This window comes from Streptomyces sp. SCL15-4, assembly GCF_033366695.1.
Lineage (GTDB): Bacteria > Actinomycetota > Actinomycetes > Streptomycetales > Streptomycetaceae > Streptomyces.
Map to the genome: position 1 here is coordinate 4,946,708 of NZ_JAOBTQ010000001.1, position 15,243 is coordinate 4,961,950.

Genomic DNA, 15,243 nt, shown 5'->3' on the forward strand with positions numbered 1-15,243 from the left:
GGGACGAGGCCCTGCGCCTATGGTTGCTCCAGCGCTCATTCAAAGTCACAGCCCGACCTGCCGCTCGCGTTAGGACAGCAAGGACAGCGATGCCCCCCAACACCACCGCCACAACGGGTGACACCGCCACCACGGGTGCCACGTCCGTCAAGTCCGGCAGGAAGAAGGGGCGCAAAGCCCGACTGATCGTGCTGGTGCTGGTCCTGGCCGTCATCGGAGGCATCGCCTACGGCGCCTACTGGACGATCAGCACCGTCCGCGCCTCCTTCCCGCAGACCACCGGCACGCTCCGGCTCGACGGCCTGTCCGGGCCGGTCGACGTGAAGCGGGACGGTTACGGCATCCCGCAGATCTACGCCTCCTCCGACCAGGACCTGTTCATGGCGCAGGGCTACGTCCAGGCGCAGGACCGGTTCTACGAGATGGACGTGCGCCGGCACATGACCTCCGGGCGCCTGTCGGAGATGTTCGGCAAGAGCCAGGTGAAGAACGACGAGTTCCTGCGCACCCTCGGCTGGGACCGGATCGCCGAGAAGGAGTACGACACCAAGCTGTCGGCGGCCACGAAGAAGTACCTCCAGGCCTACTCCAAGGGCGTCAACGCCTACCTCCAGGGCAAGAGCGGCAAGGACATCTCCCTGGAGTACGCGGCCCTGGGCTTCACCAACGACTACGCGCCGCAGAAGTGGACCCCGGTCGACTCCGTCTCGTGGCTGAAGGCGATGGCCTGGGACCTGCGCGGCAACATGCGCGACGAGGTCGACCGCGCCCTGATGACCAGCCGCCTCGGCCCGCAGCAGATCCAGGACCTGTACCCGGCCTACCCGGCCGGCCGCAACAAGCCGATCGTGCAGGAGGGCCAGTACGACGAACTGACCCAGGCCTTCCGCCAGAGCGGCGGCACGGGCACCTCGGGCGGCACGGGCACGATCGGCGGCACGGGCACGACGGGCACCACCGGAACCACGGGCACGACCGGAACCACTGGCACCACTGGCACGACCGGCACGACGGGTACGACGGGTACGACCGGCGGCCTCACCGGCTCCTCCCAGGGCGCGACGGGCACGGCGGGCTCGGCCGGCTCCTCCACCGCGACCGGCGGCGGATCGACGCTCAGCGGACAGCTGGAGGGCCTCACCGAGGTCCTGGACGACCTGCCCACCGCCGTCGGCGTGAACGGCCAGGGCATCGGCTCCAACTCCTGGGTGGTCGCCGGGAAGAACACCATCACCGGCAAGCCGCTGCTCGCCAACGACCCGCACCTGTCGGCGTCCCTGCCCTCCGTCTGGTACCAGATGGGCCTGCACTGCCGGACCGTCTCCGACAAGTGCCGGTACGACGTCTCGGGCTACACCTTCGCCGGCATGCCCGGTGTGGTCATCGGCCACAACGCGAAGATCGCCTGGGGCCTGACCAACTCCGGTGTCGACGTCACCGACCTCTACCTGGAGAAGGTCAGCGCGAACGGCTACCTCTACGACGGCAAGGTCAAGCCCTTCAAGACCCGCGAGGAGACGATCAAGGTCGCCGGCGGCAAGGCCAAGACGATCGTGGTCCGCCAGACCCAGGACGGGATGCCGCTGCTGTCCGACCGTGACGACGAACTCGTCCAGGTCGGCAAGAAGGCCACCGTGAACGCCGCCGCCCCGGACCGCGGCGACGGCTACGGCATCGCCCTGCGCTGGACCGCGCTCGACCCGGGCACCTCCATGGACGCCGTGTTCGCGCTCGACAGGGCGGCCGGCTGGAGCGACTTCCGCGAGGCGGCGGCCCTGTTCGACGTGCCCTCGCAGAACCTGGTCTACGCCAGCACGGACAACCACATCGGCTACACGCTGCCCGGCAGGATCCCCACCCGCTCCGAGAAGGACACCGGCGCCCTGCCGGTGCCGGGCTGGGACCCGAAGTACCGCTGGACGGGCTTCATCGAGCAGGACGAGCTGCCCTACGAGTACGACCCCGACCGCGGCTACATCGTCACCGCCAACCAGGCCGTGGTCGACCCGGACGAGTACCCGTACACGCTGACCGCCGACTGGGGCTACGGCACCCGCAGCCAGCGCATCGCCGACCTGATCGAGTCCAAGATCAAGGGCGGCGGCAAGATCTCCACCGACGACATGCGGCAGATGCAGCTGGACAACAGCAGCGAGATCGCCAAGCTCCTGGTGCCCAGGCTGCTGAAGATCAACCTGGCCGACCCGGACGTCCGCCAGGCGCAGAAGCTGCTGGAGGGCTGGGACTACACCCAGGACGCCGACTCGGCGGCGGCGGCCTACTTCAACGCCGTCTGGCGCAACATCCTCAAGCTGTCCTTCGGCAACAAGATGCCCAAGGAGCTGCGGGCCAAGGGCCAGTGCCTGTGGGTCGACAAGATCGACAGCACCGGCCCGCTGGACGACGACACCAAGGTGCGCGAGTGCGGTGAGCGCGCCGCCGACCAGGCGCAGCCGGACGGCGGCGACCGCTGGTTCGAGGTCGTGCGCACGCTGCTGGACAAGCCCGACAGCGACTGGTGGAAGGCGCCCAAGTCGGGCACCCGTCCCGGCGCGGCCAACCGCGACCAGCTCTTCGCCCGGGCCATGATCGACGCCCGCTGGGAGCTGACCGCCAAGCTCGGCAAGGACATCGACACCTGGAGCTGGGGCCGGCTGCACCGGCTGTTCCTGAAGAACCAGACGCTCGGCACCGAGGGCCCCAAGGTCGTGCAGTACCTGCTGAACCGCGGCCCCTGGAAGCTCAGCGGCGGCGAGGCCGCGGTGAACGCGACCGGCTGGAACGCGGCCGGCGGCTACGACGTGGTCTGGGTGCCGTCCATGCGGATGGTCGTCAACCTCGCCGACCTCGACAAGTCGAAGTGGATCAACCTGGCCGGTGCCTCCGGGCACGCGTTCAGCGCGCACTACACCGACCAGACCGGCAAGTGGGCCGACGGCGAGCTGCTGCCCTGGTCGTTCACGGACAAGGCGGTGGACGAGAGCACGAGCGACAGCCTCGTCCTGAAGCCGTGACCCGCACGGCGTTCCGCTGAGAACGGCCCTCCACGCGCGCGTGGAGGGCCGTTCTCCGTCGGGGGCCGTTCTCCGTCGCGGAGGGCGGGTTCCGGGTCAGGAGTCCGGGAAGCGGCGCACGCCCGAGGGCGTCACCACCGCGTGCACCGGCCGGTCGTGGGCCTCGGCCGGGACGCGCGCGACGACCTCCGTGTCGTAGAGCAGCACCACGAGCCGGGCCCGCGCGCCCGCGCGCTCCAGGCGGGCCAGCACCCGGTCGTAGGAGCCGCCGCCGCGCCCCAGGCGCATTCCGCGCGCGTCCACCGCGAGACCGGGCAGCAGGACGACGTCGGCGGCCGTCACCGCGTCCGGGCCGAGACGCGCGCCGGAGGGTTCGAAAAGCGCCATCTTTCCGCCGTGCTCAACGCGCCGGACGGAATCCGGGCCGGTGTACTCGCCCCAGTCCAAATCGTTGTCGGGCAGCAGCGCCGGCAGCAGCACGCGCACCCCTCGCGCGCGCAGCGCCTCCAGCAGCGGGAAAGTGGCCGGTTCGGCGCCCACCGAGACGTACGCCGCCACCGTCCGGCCCGCGGCCAGCTCGGGCATGTCCAGGGCGCGCTCGGCGAGCGCGCGGCCGGCCTCGCGGATGTCGCCCGCCGGCAACCTGTTCCTCACTCCGAGGAATTCCCGCCGCAATGTGCGCTTGTCAGAATCGCCCTCGGATCCATGCTGTTCCACTGGTCGTTCACCGCACCCTTCGTCATGCAGGTCATATGAGGGGTAAGTCGTCGGAGCCACAGATTCCGCACAAAGGCACCGGATATTGTGGCGAGCATGACTCAGTCCCAGTCCAGGATCAGCAAGGCTGTCATTCCCGCGGCCGGCCTCGGCACCCGGTTCCTGCCGGCCACGAAGGCCACTCCGAAGGAGATGCTGCCCGTCGTCGACAAGCCGGCGATCCAGTATGTGGTCGAAGAGGCGGTGTCGGCGGGGCTCGACGACGTCCTCATGGTCACCGGGCGCAACAAGCGCCCACTGGAGGACCACTTCGACCGCAACTACGAGCTGGAATCGGCGCTGCAGAAGAAGGGCGACGCCGAACGGCTCGCCAAGGTGCGGGAGTCCAGCGACCTGGCCACCATGCACTACGTCCGCCAGGGCGACCCCAGGGGGCTCGGCCACGCCGTGCTGTGCGCCGCCCCGCACGTCGGCGACGAACCCTTCGCCGTCCTCCTCGGCGACGACCTGATCGACCCCCGGGACCCGCTGCTGCGCCGCATGATCGAGGTGCAGGAGCGGCACGGCGGCAGCGTGGTCGCCCTCATGGAGGTCGCTCCCGAGCAGATCCACCTCTACGGCTGCGCCGCCGTGGAGGCCACCGCCGACGGTGACGTGGTGAAGGTGACGGGACTGGTGGAGAAGCCGGACCCGGCGGACGCCCCGTCCCGCTACGCGATCATCGGCCGCTATGTCCTCGACCCGAGCATCTTCGGCATCCTGCGCGAGACCGAGCCGGGCCGCGGCGGCGAGATCCAGCTCACCGACGCCCTCCAGCAGCTCGCCCAGGACGAGAAGGTCGGCGGCCCGGTGCACGGCGTCGTCTTCAAGGGCCGCCGCTACGACACCGGTGACCGCGGCGACTATCTGCGTGCCATTGTCAGACTCGCGTGCGAACGTGAGGACCTGGGCCCGGACTTCCGGACCTGGCTCCGCAGTTACGTAGCCGAGGAGATGCAGCAGTCTTGAGCAGCGCCGCGACCCGCCCCGCCGGACCGGACGACCTGTGGTCGGTGGACGAGCACCTGGAGGACATCCTCTCCACCGTCCGTCCCCTGGAGCCCATCGAGCTGCAACTGCTCGACGCCCAGGGCTGCGTCCTGGTGGAGAACGTCACCGTGCCGGTGTCCCTGCCGCCGTTCGACAACAGTTCCATGGACGGGTACGCGGTGCGGGTCGCGGACGTCGCCGGCGCGAGCGAGGAGTTCCCGGCCGCCCTGGAGGTGGTCGGGGACGTCGCGGCCGGCGCCGCCGATCCGGTCCGGGTCGGCCCCGGGCAGGCCGCGCGCATCATGACCGGCGCTCCGCTGCCGCCCGGCGCCGAGGCCGTGGTCCCCGTCGAGTGGACCGACGGCGGGCTCGGCGAGGGCCCGGCGAGCGGCATGCGGGCGCGCAGCCTCGCTCCCGAGGGCGCCGAGGGCCAGGTGCACGTCCACCGGCCCGTCGAGGCACGCGCGCACGTGCGGGCCGAGGGCAGCGACGTACGGGCCGGCGAACCGGCCCTGGAGGCCGGTACGATCCTCGGCCCGCCGCAGCTCGCGCTGCTCGCCGCGATCGGCCGCGGCACGGTCCGGGTGCGTCCGCGCCCGCGCGTGGTCGTGCTGTCCACCGGCAGCGAACTCGTCCAGCCCGGCGAGGAACTGGCACCCGGGCAGATCTACGACTCCAACAGCTTCGCCCTCACCGCCGCCGCGCGGGACGCGGGCGCCATCGCCTACCGGGTGGGCGCCGTCGCCGACGACGCCGAGACCCTGCGCACCACGATCGAGGACCAGCTCATCCGCGCCGACCTGATGGTGACCACCGGCGGGGTCAGCGTGGGGGCCTACGACGTCGTCAAGGAGGCGCTGTCGTACGCCGGTGACGAGGAGGAGGCGGGCAGCGGGGTGGAGTTCCGCAAGCTCGCCATGCAGCCCGGCAAGCCGCAGGGCTTCGGTGCCATCGGCCCCGACCACACCCCGCTGCTGGCCCTGCCCGGCAACCCGGTGTCGTCGTACGTCTCCTTCGAGCTGTTCGTCCGCCCCGCCATCCGCGCCCTGATGGGCCTGACCGATCTGCACCGGCCCCGCGCCCGGGCCGCGCTGAAGGCGGACGCGGCGCTGCGCTCGCCCAAGGGCCGCCGCCAGTTCCTGCGCGGCCGGTACGCCGACGGCGAGGTGACCCCCGTGGGCGGAGCCGGTTCCCACCTGGTCGCGGCGCTCGCCCGGGCCGACGCGCTGATCGTCGTCCCCGAGGACGTGGAGTCCGTCGAGCCCGGCGGCGAGGTGGAGGTCGTGCTGCTCGGCTGAGGCACGCGCGGCTGTCCTGTCCACGGGACGGCGCACGCGCGCGTGCCGTGTCCACAGGACGATCCTGGTCCGCTGCCCGGCCCGCCTTGGCGGTACCGTTGCGCGCACAGCAGGCCCGCGCTCCGCACCGCGCGGGCCCGGACCGGGAGCGCCACAGCATGAGTACGCAGGAACGGCTGACGCACATCGACGAGGCGGGTGCGGCCCGCATGGTCGACGTGTCCGGGAAGGACGTGACCGCGCGCACCGCCCGTGCCAGCGGCCGGGTCCTGGTCTCGCCCCGTGTGGTCGGGCTGCTGCGCGGTGAGGGGATGCCCAAGGGCGACGCCCTGGCCACCGCGCGCATCGCCGGGATCATGGGCGCCAAGCGGACACCGGACCTGATCCCCCTGTGCCATCCGTTGTCGGTGTCCGGTGTGACACTGGACCTGTCGGTCGCGGACGACGCCGTGGAGATCCGGGCCACCGTGAAGACCACGGACCGCACGGGCGTCGAGATGGAGGCCCTCACCGCGGTGACGGTCGCCGCGCTCACCGTGGTCGACATGGTCAAGGCGGTCGACAAGGGGGCGGTCATCACGGACGTACGGGTGGAGGAGAAGACGGGCGGCAAGTCGGGCGACTGGAGCCGGGCATGAGCTACCGCGCCCTGGTGATCACCGCCTCCAACCGGGCCGCTGCGGGTGTCTACGCGGACAAGGGCGGCCCGCTGGTCGCCGACGGCCTGCGCAGCCTCGGATTCGACGTGGACGGCCCCCGGGTCGTCCGTGACGGCGCTCCCGTGGAGGAGGCCCTGCGCGCGGCCGTGGCCGCCGGGTACGACGTCGTCGTCACCACCGGCGGCACCGGCGTCTCGCCCACCGACCGCACTCCGGAGGCCACCCGCGCGGTGCTCGACCGCGAGGTGCCGGGCATCGCCGAGGCCATCCGCGCCCACGGGCGGGAGAAGGTGCCGACCGCCGCGCTGTCGCGGGGCCTGGCGGGCGTGGCCGGCCGGACGCTGGTCGTGAACCTGCCCGGGTCGACCGGCGGGGTGCGCGACGGCCTCGCGGTGCTGGAGCCGCTGCTGACCCACGCCGTCGACCAGATCCGCGGCGGCGACCACCCGAGACCCGGCAGTGGGGGTGCGAGCTGAACAGCCCTTCCTGGCCCGTCGAGCTGGCGGACGGCGAGGTCGTCCTCCGGCCGATAAAGCTGCGCGACCAGCGGGCCTGGCGCGAGGTGAACCGGCGCAACCGCGACTGGCTGCGCCCCTGGGAGGCGACCATCCCGCCGCCCGCGCCGAGCGGGCCGGTCGCGCACCGGCCGACCTACCGCCAGATGGTCCGGCACCTGCGCTCCGAGGCCGGCGCGGGCCGGATGCTGCCGTTCGTCATCGAGTACCAGGGGCGGCTGGCAGGGCAGTTGACGGTCGCCGGGATCACCTGGGGATCGATGTGCTCGGGGCACATCGGGTACTGGGTGGACGAGGCGGTGGCCGGGCGCGGGGTGGTGCCGACGGCGGTCGCGCTCGCGGTGGACCACTGTTTCCGCACCGTCGGCCTGCACCGCATCGAGGTCTGCATCCGGCCCGAGAACCGGCCGAGCCGGCGCGTGGTGGAGAAACTCGGATTCCGCGAGGAGGGACTGCGCCCGCGCTATCTGCACATCGACGGCGCCTGGCGCGACCATCTCGTCTTCGCGCTCACCGCGGAAGAGGTGCCCGACGGTTTGCTCGCGCGGTGGCACCGGGCACGCTCCCAGCGGGCCCAGCGCAGCGAGAGCCAATAAAGGGAAAATACGTTCGATTAATCGCGGCGCATCGGTCGTAAAAAAAGCTGGAAATATCAGCCAGATCGTGCGACACACCGGCCCAATTGGCGGATGGCCTCACGCAAACCCCTCTACCGTGTGAGGCGTGAGCAGCAGCGGCCTCATCTACGCAGTCATTGTCGGGGCCTGGGCCGCCTACTTGGTGCCGATGTGGCTCCGTAGGCAGGACGAGCTGAACGAGGCCCGTCCGACGGAACGCTTCAGCACCGCCATCCGGCTGCTTTCCGGACGGGCGGGCATGGAGCGCCGGTACGCCAGGGACCTGCGGGCGCGCTCCGCCCAGGAGGGGGAGCCGGACGCCGTCGACCCGGACGCCGTCACCGATGCGGTGGACGTCCGGGCCTTCGCCGTGCCTCCGACCCGCCGTCAGCCCGGCCTGGACGCCGAGCCGGAGGCGCCCGAGAGCGCCGAGCCGGCCCGCGACCAGACCCCCGCGCCGGCGCCCGATCCCGTCCCCGTGCCCGCACCACGGCGGGAACCGGTGGCGCGGCACACGCCCTCGGCGCAGACGGCCGCCGCGCGCGCCCAGCGCTCGAAGGTGCTCGCGCGCCGCCGGCGCACCACGGTGATGCTCTTCCTCGCCTTCACCCTCGGCACGATCATCGCCGCCGTGGGCGGGCTCGCCTTCCTGTGGGCGCCCGGCGTCCCGGCCGTCCTGCTCAGCGCCTACATCGCCTATCTGCGGGCACAGGAGCGCCGCCGCTTCGCCTACCAGATGGACCGCCGCCTCGCCGAGGCCGCCGCCCAGCGCCTGCGCGAACGCCAGCCGCGCCGGCGCGCCGCCCAAGAGGAGGCGCCCGGCGCCGAGGAGCCGGACGCGGACCAGGACCCCGGCGCGGAGGACGCGGAGCTGTCCGCGCTCGCAGCCGACCGGCGCGCCCTGGTGGAGCAGACCGACCACGCCGAGTGGGTCGACCAGCAGCGCGAGCGGCAGCGCAGGCCCGGACACGGCGAGAGCTGGGACCCGGTGCCGGTGCCCCTGCCGACCTACGTCACCGCGCCCGTCGCCCCGCGCGCCACCTCCGACGTGGACCTCGGGGCGCCGGACACCTGGAGTTCGGCGCGGTCCAGCACGGCCCTGCCGGAGCAGGAGGCGAGCCGTGCGCCGGAAGGCGGGACGGGCGAGCGGCCGGAGCCGGCCGCGGCGGACCGGCCGGCGGACGCCCGCGGCGCCGCCCGCCCGCAGCCGCGGTCCCGCTCGCGCGGCGCCGGCCCCGCCTCGGCACGCCGGGCCCGGGAGCGCGGCCGCACCCCGCTGTTCGACCAGTACGAGGACGGCGACCGGCCCCGCGCCGCCAACGAGTGACCCCGCTCACCCGCGTCCTGACCAGTCAGGGAGCGGATTTCCAAGCACCCGGATCGGGATGCTAGAGTTTCACTCGTTGCAAGGGCCTGTGGCGCAGTCCGGTAGCGCACCTCGTTCGCATCGAGGGGGCCAGGGGTTCAAATCCCCTCAGGTCCACTGCACGATGAGATCCCGTCGGTCATCACGACCGGCGGGATCTTCGTCGTTCCCGCCGGCGCCGAGGGCGCCGGACGACGCCTCCGGCGCCCGGCGGCCCCGCGGTTCACAGGCGCTTGGCGTAGCAGAGGCTCTCCTCGTGGTGGCGGTAGTAGCCGAACTTGGGGCACGGCTCGTAGCCGCTGGAGGTGTACAGCGCGATGGCCTCCGGCTGCTTGGTGCCCGTCTCCAGGACCATCCGGACCCGGCCGGCCGCGCGGGCGTCCTCCTCCAGGTCGGCGAGGATGCGGCGGGCCAGGCCCCGGCCGCGCATCTCCTCGACGACGTACATGCGCTTCAGCTCGGCGTCGCCGTCCTCGTTGCCCTCGGCGTTGCGGTCCTGGCTGCGCCAGCCGCCGGTCGCCACCGGGCGGTCCCGCTCGTCGTACGCGATCAGGAACACGCCCCGGGGCGGATCGAAGTCCTCGGCCGCCAAGGCCGTGGCGTCGCCCCCGTCGCCGTAGCGCAGGTGGTACTCGGCCTGGACCTCGTCGTTGAGCTTGACGGCGTCGGGGTGATCGAAGCGAACGCGGCGTATAATCATGCTGAGTATCGTACTTCTATGCAGTAGGTGGACGGTCCCGGATTTTCCGGCCCCGACCAGTGTGCCGGTATCGTGCCGGGGTGCTGACTGTGACCACGGTGAACGTGAACGGGCTGCGGGCCGCCGCGAAGAAGGGCTTCGTGGAGTGGCTCGCCGGGACGGACGCGGACGTCGTCTGCCTCCAGGAGGTGCGCGCCGAGCCGCACCAGCTGCCCGAGGAGGTCCGCCGGCCCGACGGCTGGCACGTCGTGCACGCCCCGGCCGCCGCCAAGGGCCGCGCGGGCGTGTCCCTCTACACCCGGCGCGAGCCCGACCGGGTCCGGATCGGCTTCGGCTCCGCCGAGTTCGACGGCAGCGGCCGGTACGTCGAGGCCGAACTGCCCGGCGTCACCGTGGCCTCCCTCTATCTGCCCTCCGGCGAGGTCGGCACCGAACGGCAGGACGAGAAGGTCCGCTTCATGGCCGGGTTCCTCGTCCACCTGAAGGAGCTGCGCGAGCGCGCCGCCGCCGACGGGCGCGAGGTGCTGGTGTGCGGCGACTGGAACATCGCCCACCGCGAGGCGGACCTGAAGAACTGGCGCGGCAACACGAAGAACTCCGGCTTCCTGCCCGAGGAGCGGGAGTGGCTGGGACGGGTCTTCGCCGCCGGGGAGGGCGGGTACGTCGACGTGGTGCGCGCCCTGCACCCGGACGCCGAGGGGCCGTACAGCTGGTGGTCGTACCGGGGGCGGGCCTTCGACAACGACTCGGGCTGGCGCATCGACTACCACGTGGCCACTGCCGGGCTCGCCGGCCGGGCGGTCAAGGGCTTCGTGGAGCGGGCCGCCACGCACGCCGAGCGCTGGTCGGACCATGCGCCGGTGACCGTCGTCTACGACCTCTGAGCGACGTTAGGGGCCGGCTCAGTCCCTCTTGTTCAGCCGGCGGTCCAGGGCCAGCGAGAGTTCCGCCTCCACGACGCTGCGGGCCAGCGGGCGCAGCCGCCGCAGGTCGTCCTCGGGGGCGTGGCGCGTGATCACGTCGGCGAACAGGTCGGCCAGCGCCTCGGCGTGCTCGCGGACGCGGGCGGCGGCGGCCAGCACCTCGGCGAGCGGGATGCCCTCGCGGACCAGTGCCGAGGAGACGTCCAGCAGCCGCCGGCTGATGTGCACGATCTGGTCGCCGTCGGTGCCGAGATAGCCCAGCTCCATCGCGGCGGCCAGGTTCTCCGGCGTGACCTCGCCCTCGAAGCGGGCGGCGAGTTCCTCGGGGGTGAGCCGGACCGGCTCCTCCTCGGTGGGCGGGCCGACGCCCAGCAGGTCGGCGACATCGCGCCCCTGGTCCAGGGCCTCGGCGAGTTCCGCTATACCGCTGAGGGTGTGGCCGCGCTCCAGCAGGGCCGCGATGGTGCGCAGCCGGGCCAGGTGGTGGTCGTCGTACCAGGCGATGCGGCCCTCGCGGCGGGGCGGCGCGAGCAGTCCCCGTTCGCGGTAGAAGCGCAGGGTGCGCACGGTGATGCCGGCCAGCCGGGCCAGTTCCTCCCTGCGGTACTCGCGCGGGCCCTGCCTGTGCTCTGCGTCCTCTGCCACGTCCGCAGCCTAAGGTGTACCGCCGGTAACTTTCCCGTCCCCGCCCCCTACCGCTCAGTACGGAGCTGCTCTACAGTCCCATTGCGCCAGTGTTCACTGGCACAGTTCCTAGGTGATGCGTGGAGGCTTCGGGATGGCCGAGCACGAGCATGTACGGGTGGCGGTGATCGGGTCCGGGTTCGGCGGGCTCGGGGCCGCCGTGCGGCTGCGCCGCGAGGGAGTCACCGACTTCGTGGTCCTGGAACGGGCCGGCAGCGTCGGCGGCACCTGGCGGGACAACAGCTATCCCGGGTGCGCCTGTGACGTGCCCTCGCACCTGTACTCCTTCTCCTTCGCGCCCAACCCGGACTGGCCGCGCACCTTCTCCGGCCAGCGCCACATCCGCGCCTACCTGGAACACGTCACCGACCTGTTCGGGCTCCGCCCGCACATCCGGTTCGACTCCGAGGTCAAGCTGATGACCTGGGACAACGACAATCTGTGGTGGACCGTCGAGACCACCCGCGGCACGCTGCGCGCCGATGTCGTCGTCTCCGCCACCGGACCGCTGTCCGACCCGAAGATCCCCGAGATCCCGGGCCTGGACTCCTTCCCGGGCACGGTGTTCCACTCCGCCCGCTGGGACCACGACTACGACCTGCGCGGCAAGCGGATCGCCATGGTCGGCACCGGCGCCTCCGCGATCCAGATCGTGCCCGCCATCCAGCCGCAGGCCGGCCGGCTCACCCTCTTCCAGCGCACTCCGCCGTGGGTGATGCCCCGCGTGGACCGCGCCATCAGCGGGGCCGAGCGCTGGCTGCACCGGCGGCTGCCGGTCACGGCGCAGGCCCGGCGCGGACTGCTGTGGGGCATCCGGGAGCTGCAGGTGCAGGCGTTCACCAGGCACCCGGACGAACTCGGGCTCGTCGAGCAGCTCGCCAAGCGGAACATGGCCCGTGCCATCAAGGACCCCGCCCTGCGCGCCAGGCTCACCCCGGACTACCGCATCGGCTGCAAGCGGATCCTGCTGTCCAGCGAGTACTACCCGGCGCTCGCCCGGCCCAACGTGGACGTCGTCGCCGGCGGGCTCACCGAGGTCCGCGGCTCGACGCTGGTGGCGGCCGACGGCACCGAGGCCGAGGCCGACGCGATCATCTTCGGCACCGGCTTCCACGTCACGGACATGCCCATCGCCGAGCGGGTGGTCGGTGCCGACGGGACCACGCTCGCGGAGTCCTGGAAGAACGGCATGCGGGCACTGCGCGGCGCCTCGGCGGCCGGGTTCCCGAACTTCATGACGGTCATCGGGCCCAACACCGGCCTCGGCAACTCCTCCATGATCCTGATGATCGAGTCCCAGCTGAACTACCTGGCCGACTATCTGCGCCAGCTCGACGTCCTCGGCGCCCGGACCGCCCTGGACGCCCGGCCCGCCGCCGTGGACTCCTGGAACGACCGCGTCCAGGAGCGCATGAAGCGGACCGTGTGGAACACCGGCGGCTGCACCAGCTGGTACCTGGACCCGAGCGGCCGCAACACCACCATCTGGCCCGGCACGACCACCGAGTTCCGGCGCGCGACCCGGCGGGTGGACCTGGCGGAGTACGACGTGCTCCGCGCGCCCGCGCCGGTGGCCGGCCGCAGGAGCGGGGCTCTCGCGTGAGCCGCCCCGTGCCCTGCGCCCCGCCGGTCCCCGCCCGCACCCTGACCGCCGTCTCCGCCGACGGCGCCCGGCTGCACGTCGAGGTGCACGGCCCCGAGGACGCGCCCGCCGTCGTCCTCTCCCACGGCTGGACCTGCTCGACGGCGTTCTGGGCGGCGCAGATACGGGACCTGGCCGCCGGCCACCGGGTGATCGCCTACGACCAGCGGGGTCACGGGCGCAGTCCCGCGAGCCCCGTGTGCACCACCGAGGCGCTGGCGGACGACCTCGAAGCGGTGCTCGCGGCGACGCTGGCGCCCGGCGAGAAGGCGGTGATCGCCGGCCACTCCATGGGCGGCATGACGGTGATGGCCGCCGCCGGACGCGCCGGCTTCCAAGAGCACGCCGCCGCCGTCCTGCTGTGCAGCACGGGCAGTTCGCGGCTGGTCGCCGAGTCGCGCGTGGTGCCGTGGCGCGCCGGCCGCGCCCGCACCTGGCTCACCGGCCGGGTGCTCGGCTCGCGCGCTCCGCTCGGGCCGGTCACGCCGGTGGCGATGAGCATCCTCAAGTACGCCACCATGGGCGCCGGTTGCGCGCCGGACCGGGTCCGGGCATGCGCGCGGATCGTGCACGCCTGTCCGCGCGCGGTGCGCCACGCCTGGTCCGAGGTGCTGGCCACGCTCGATCTCGAGGACGGCGTACGGCGGCTGGCCGTGCCCACCGCGGTGCTGTGCGGCACCTCCGACCGGCTCACGCCTCCGGTGCACGCCCGCGCGCTGGCGGCCGCGCTGCCGCACTGCCTGGGCCTGACCGAGCTGACCGGCGTCGGCCACATGACCCCGATCGAGGCGCCGGAGACGGTGACCGGCCGCATCCGAGACCTTGTCGGCACGTATGTCACGGGGGCCGGCCCCGTGCGGATCAAGGAGGGCGCATGAGCAGGGTGAGCCTCGAAGGACAGGTCGCGGTCGTCACGGGAGCGGCGCGCGGCGTCGGCGAGCAGTTGGCGCGCAAGCTGTCCGCGCGCGGGGCGGCGGTGGCGCTGGTCGGGCTGGAGGAGGAGGCGCTCAAGGAGGTCTCCGGCCGGCTGCACCACGACAGCGCCCACTGGTACGCCGACGTCACCGACCACGAGGCCATGAGCCGGGTCGCGCGGGAGGTGAAGGAGCGCTTCGGGAAGGTCGACATCGTGGTGGCCAACGCCGGTGTGGCGACCGGCGGTCCGTTCGCCGACTCCGATCCGGTGGCCTGGCGGCGGGTGATCGAGGTGAACCTGATCGGTTCGGCGGTGACCGCGCGCGCCTTCCTGCCGGTGCTGGCGGAGAGCCGGGGCTATCTGCTGCAGATCGCTTCGCTGGCCGCGCTCACGCCCGCGCCGATGATGACGGCGTACTGCGCGTCCAAGGCGGGCGTGGAGGCGTACGCGCACAGTCTGCGCGCCGAGGTCGGTTACCAGGGCGTGCGCGTCGGTGTGGCCTATCTGTCCTGGACCGACACCGACATGGTGCGCGGCGCCGACAGCGACGACGTGATGCGCGAGCTGCGGCAGCGGCTGCCGTGGCCGTCGAACAAGACCTATCCGCTGGGTCCGGCGGTGGACCGGATCGTCGCCGGGATAGAGCGGCGCTCGGCGCATGTGTACGGGCAGTGGTGGCTGCGCGGCATGCAGGGCGTGCGCGGGTACCTGCCGGCGCTCATCGGGACGGTCGGGCAGCGGGAGATGAAGCGGTTCGCGCCGCGGCTGCGCGGGATGTCCTCCGGGCTCGTGGGCGCGGGCGGGGCGGCCGACGAGGCGGCGCGCGCCACGCAGCGTAACTGATCGACATGCGCAGCGTGTTGGCCCGTGTGAATCTGGTCGAGGCCCCACCGAGGGGCCAGACCCCCACCCACTACGGGAGTGAACCCACATGGGTATGAAGGACCAGATGCAGGACAAGTCCCGCCAGGCCAAGGACCAGGCCAAGGAGAAGACGGGACAGGCCCGCCAGAAGGCCGGCGAGCGGAGCCAGCAGGGCCGTCAGGGCCGGCAGGACCAGCAGCCGCAGCGCGGCACCCAGAACCACCGTGACATCGAGGACACGGAGCAGCAGGTGCGGGACCGGTTCGACCAGGACTACGACGCCTAGTCCGGACCGATGA

Annotated in this window: 15 protein-coding genes and 1 tRNA gene; 13 read left to right on the plus strand and 3 right to left on the minus strand. The window is 72.5% G+C overall.

The features are described from left to right. The first annotated feature begins 89 nt into the window (after positions 1-89). Positions 90-3,014: a penicillin acylase family protein gene (locus SCK26_RS22195; protein WP_318203067.1), complete on the plus strand. Its 2,925-nt coding sequence runs from the start codon at positions 90-92 to the stop codon at positions 3,012-3,014. A gap of 96 nt (positions 3,015-3,110) precedes the next feature. Here the strand turns inward: SCK26_RS22195 and SCK26_RS22200 are convergent, their stop codons facing one another. Beyond that, positions 3,111-3,668, minus strand: a complete 558-nt coding sequence (locus tag SCK26_RS22200; protein WP_318203068.1) for a 5-formyltetrahydrofolate cyclo-ligase — start codon at positions 3,666-3,668, stop codon at positions 3,111-3,113. Positions 3,669-3,827: 159 nt separating this feature from the next. Between SCK26_RS22200 and galU the strand changes: the two genes are divergently transcribed. From galU to SCK26_RS22235, 7 genes are all read left to right on the plus strand, one after another. Then, entirely contained in the window at positions 3,828-4,739 is a 912-nt protein-coding gene (galU, locus tag SCK26_RS22205) for a UTP--glucose-1-phosphate uridylyltransferase GalU (RefSeq protein ID WP_318203069.1), read from the plus strand. Beyond that, positions 4,736-6,058, plus strand: a complete 1,323-nt coding sequence (gene glp, locus SCK26_RS22210; RefSeq protein ID WP_318203070.1) for a gephyrin-like molybdotransferase Glp — start codon at positions 4,736-4,738, stop codon at positions 6,056-6,058. The genes galU and glp overlap by 4 nt, the downstream gene beginning before the upstream one ends. A gap of 158 nt (positions 6,059-6,216) precedes the next feature. After that, positions 6,217-6,696 carry a cyclic pyranopterin monophosphate synthase MoaC gene (moaC, locus tag SCK26_RS22215; RefSeq protein WP_181795966.1) on the plus strand — a complete coding sequence of 160 codons (480 nt, stop codon included), beginning with the start codon at positions 6,217-6,219 and terminating at the stop codon, positions 6,694-6,696. Beyond that, on the plus strand, positions 6,693-7,193 hold the full coding sequence (locus tag SCK26_RS22220) for a molybdenum cofactor biosynthesis protein B (RefSeq protein ID WP_318203071.1): 501 nt from the start codon (positions 6,693-6,695) through the stop codon (positions 7,191-7,193). The genes moaC and SCK26_RS22220 overlap by 4 nt, the downstream gene beginning before the upstream one ends. After that, positions 7,190-7,828, plus strand: coding sequence for a GNAT family protein (locus tag SCK26_RS22225; protein ID WP_318206066.1), 639 nt, complete (start codon positions 7,190-7,192; stop codon positions 7,826-7,828). The genes SCK26_RS22220 and SCK26_RS22225 overlap by 4 nt, the downstream gene beginning before the upstream one ends. Positions 7,829-7,955: 127 nt before the next feature. Next, positions 7,956-9,176: a gephyrin-like molybdotransferase receptor GlpR gene (glpR, locus tag SCK26_RS22230; RefSeq protein ID WP_318203072.1), complete on the plus strand. Its 1,221-nt coding sequence runs from the start codon at positions 7,956-7,958 to the stop codon at positions 9,174-9,176. Positions 9,177-9,258: 82 nt separating this feature from the next. Next, positions 9,259-9,332, plus strand: a tRNA-Ala gene (locus SCK26_RS22235). A gap of 106 nt (positions 9,333-9,438) precedes the next feature. Here the strand turns inward: SCK26_RS22235 and SCK26_RS22240 are convergent. Next, positions 9,439-9,915 (minus strand): GNAT family N-acetyltransferase, encoded by a 477-nt coding sequence (locus tag SCK26_RS22240; protein WP_318203073.1) that lies wholly within the window; start codon positions 9,913-9,915, stop codon positions 9,439-9,441. A gap of 80 nt (positions 9,916-9,995) precedes the next feature. Between SCK26_RS22240 and SCK26_RS22245 the strand changes: the two genes are divergently transcribed. Further along, positions 9,996-10,799 (plus strand): exodeoxyribonuclease III, encoded by an 804-nt coding sequence (locus SCK26_RS22245; protein WP_318203074.1) that lies wholly within the window; start codon positions 9,996-9,998, stop codon positions 10,797-10,799. Between the two features lie 18 nt (positions 10,800-10,817). Here SCK26_RS22245 and SCK26_RS22250 read toward each other — a convergent pair whose 3' ends face one another. Beyond that, the gene (locus tag SCK26_RS22250; RefSeq protein ID WP_318203075.1) at positions 10,818-11,483 is read right to left on the minus strand and encodes a MerR family transcriptional regulator; all 666 of its coding nucleotides are present in this window, start codon (positions 11,481-11,483) and stop codon (positions 10,818-10,820) included. A gap of 133 nt (positions 11,484-11,616) precedes the next feature. Between SCK26_RS22250 and SCK26_RS22255 the strand changes: the two genes are divergently transcribed. The 4 genes from SCK26_RS22255 (at position 11,617) to SCK26_RS22270 (ending at position 15,230) form a co-directional block, all read left to right on the plus strand. Then, positions 11,617-13,125 carry an NAD(P)/FAD-dependent oxidoreductase gene (locus tag SCK26_RS22255; RefSeq protein ID WP_318203076.1) on the plus strand — a complete coding sequence of 503 codons (1,509 nt, stop codon included), beginning with the start codon at positions 11,617-11,619 and terminating at the stop codon, positions 13,123-13,125. Further along, the gene (locus SCK26_RS22260; RefSeq protein WP_318203077.1) at positions 13,122-14,042 is read left to right on the plus strand and encodes an alpha/beta hydrolase; all 921 of its coding nucleotides are present in this window, start codon (positions 13,122-13,124) and stop codon (positions 14,040-14,042) included. The genes SCK26_RS22255 and SCK26_RS22260 overlap by 4 nt, the downstream gene beginning before the upstream one ends. Next, a complete protein-coding gene (locus SCK26_RS22265; protein WP_318203078.1) occupies positions 14,039-14,923 on the plus strand; it encodes an SDR family oxidoreductase in 885 nt (294 codons plus the stop codon). Before SCK26_RS22260 ends, SCK26_RS22265 begins: the two co-directional genes overlap by 4 nt. Before the next feature lie 88 nt (positions 14,924-15,011). After that, entirely contained in the window at positions 15,012-15,230 is a 219-nt protein-coding gene (locus SCK26_RS22270; RefSeq protein ID WP_318203079.1) for a hypothetical protein, read from the plus strand. Positions 15,231-15,243 lie beyond the last annotated feature (13 nt).

Coding starts and splice junctions, on each gene's coding strand:
- SCK26_RS22195 (WP_318203067.1), top strand. CDS start 90: ATGCCCCCCAACACCACCGCCACAACGGGTGACACCGCCACCACGGGT.
- galU (WP_318203069.1), top strand. CDS start 3,828: ATGACTCAGTCCCAGTCCAGGATCAGCAAGGCTGTCATTCCCGCGGCC.
- moaC (WP_181795966.1), top strand. CDS start 6,217: ATGAGTACGCAGGAACGGCTGACGCACATCGACGAGGCGGGTGCGGCC.
- SCK26_RS22220 (WP_318203071.1), top strand. CDS start 6,693: ATGAGCTACCGCGCCCTGGTGATCACCGCCTCCAACCGGGCCGCTGCG.
- SCK26_RS22240 (WP_318203073.1), bottom strand. CDS start 9,915: ATGATTATACGCCGCGTTCGCTTCGATCACCCCGACGCCGTCAAGCTC.
- SCK26_RS22255 (WP_318203076.1), top strand. CDS start 11,617: ATGGCCGAGCACGAGCATGTACGGGTGGCGGTGATCGGGTCCGGGTTC.
- SCK26_RS22265 (WP_318203078.1), top strand. CDS start 14,039: ATGAGCAGGGTGAGCCTCGAAGGACAGGTCGCGGTCGTCACGGGAGCG.
- SCK26_RS22270 (WP_318203079.1), top strand. CDS start 15,012: ATGGGTATGAAGGACCAGATGCAGGACAAGTCCCGCCAGGCCAAGGAC.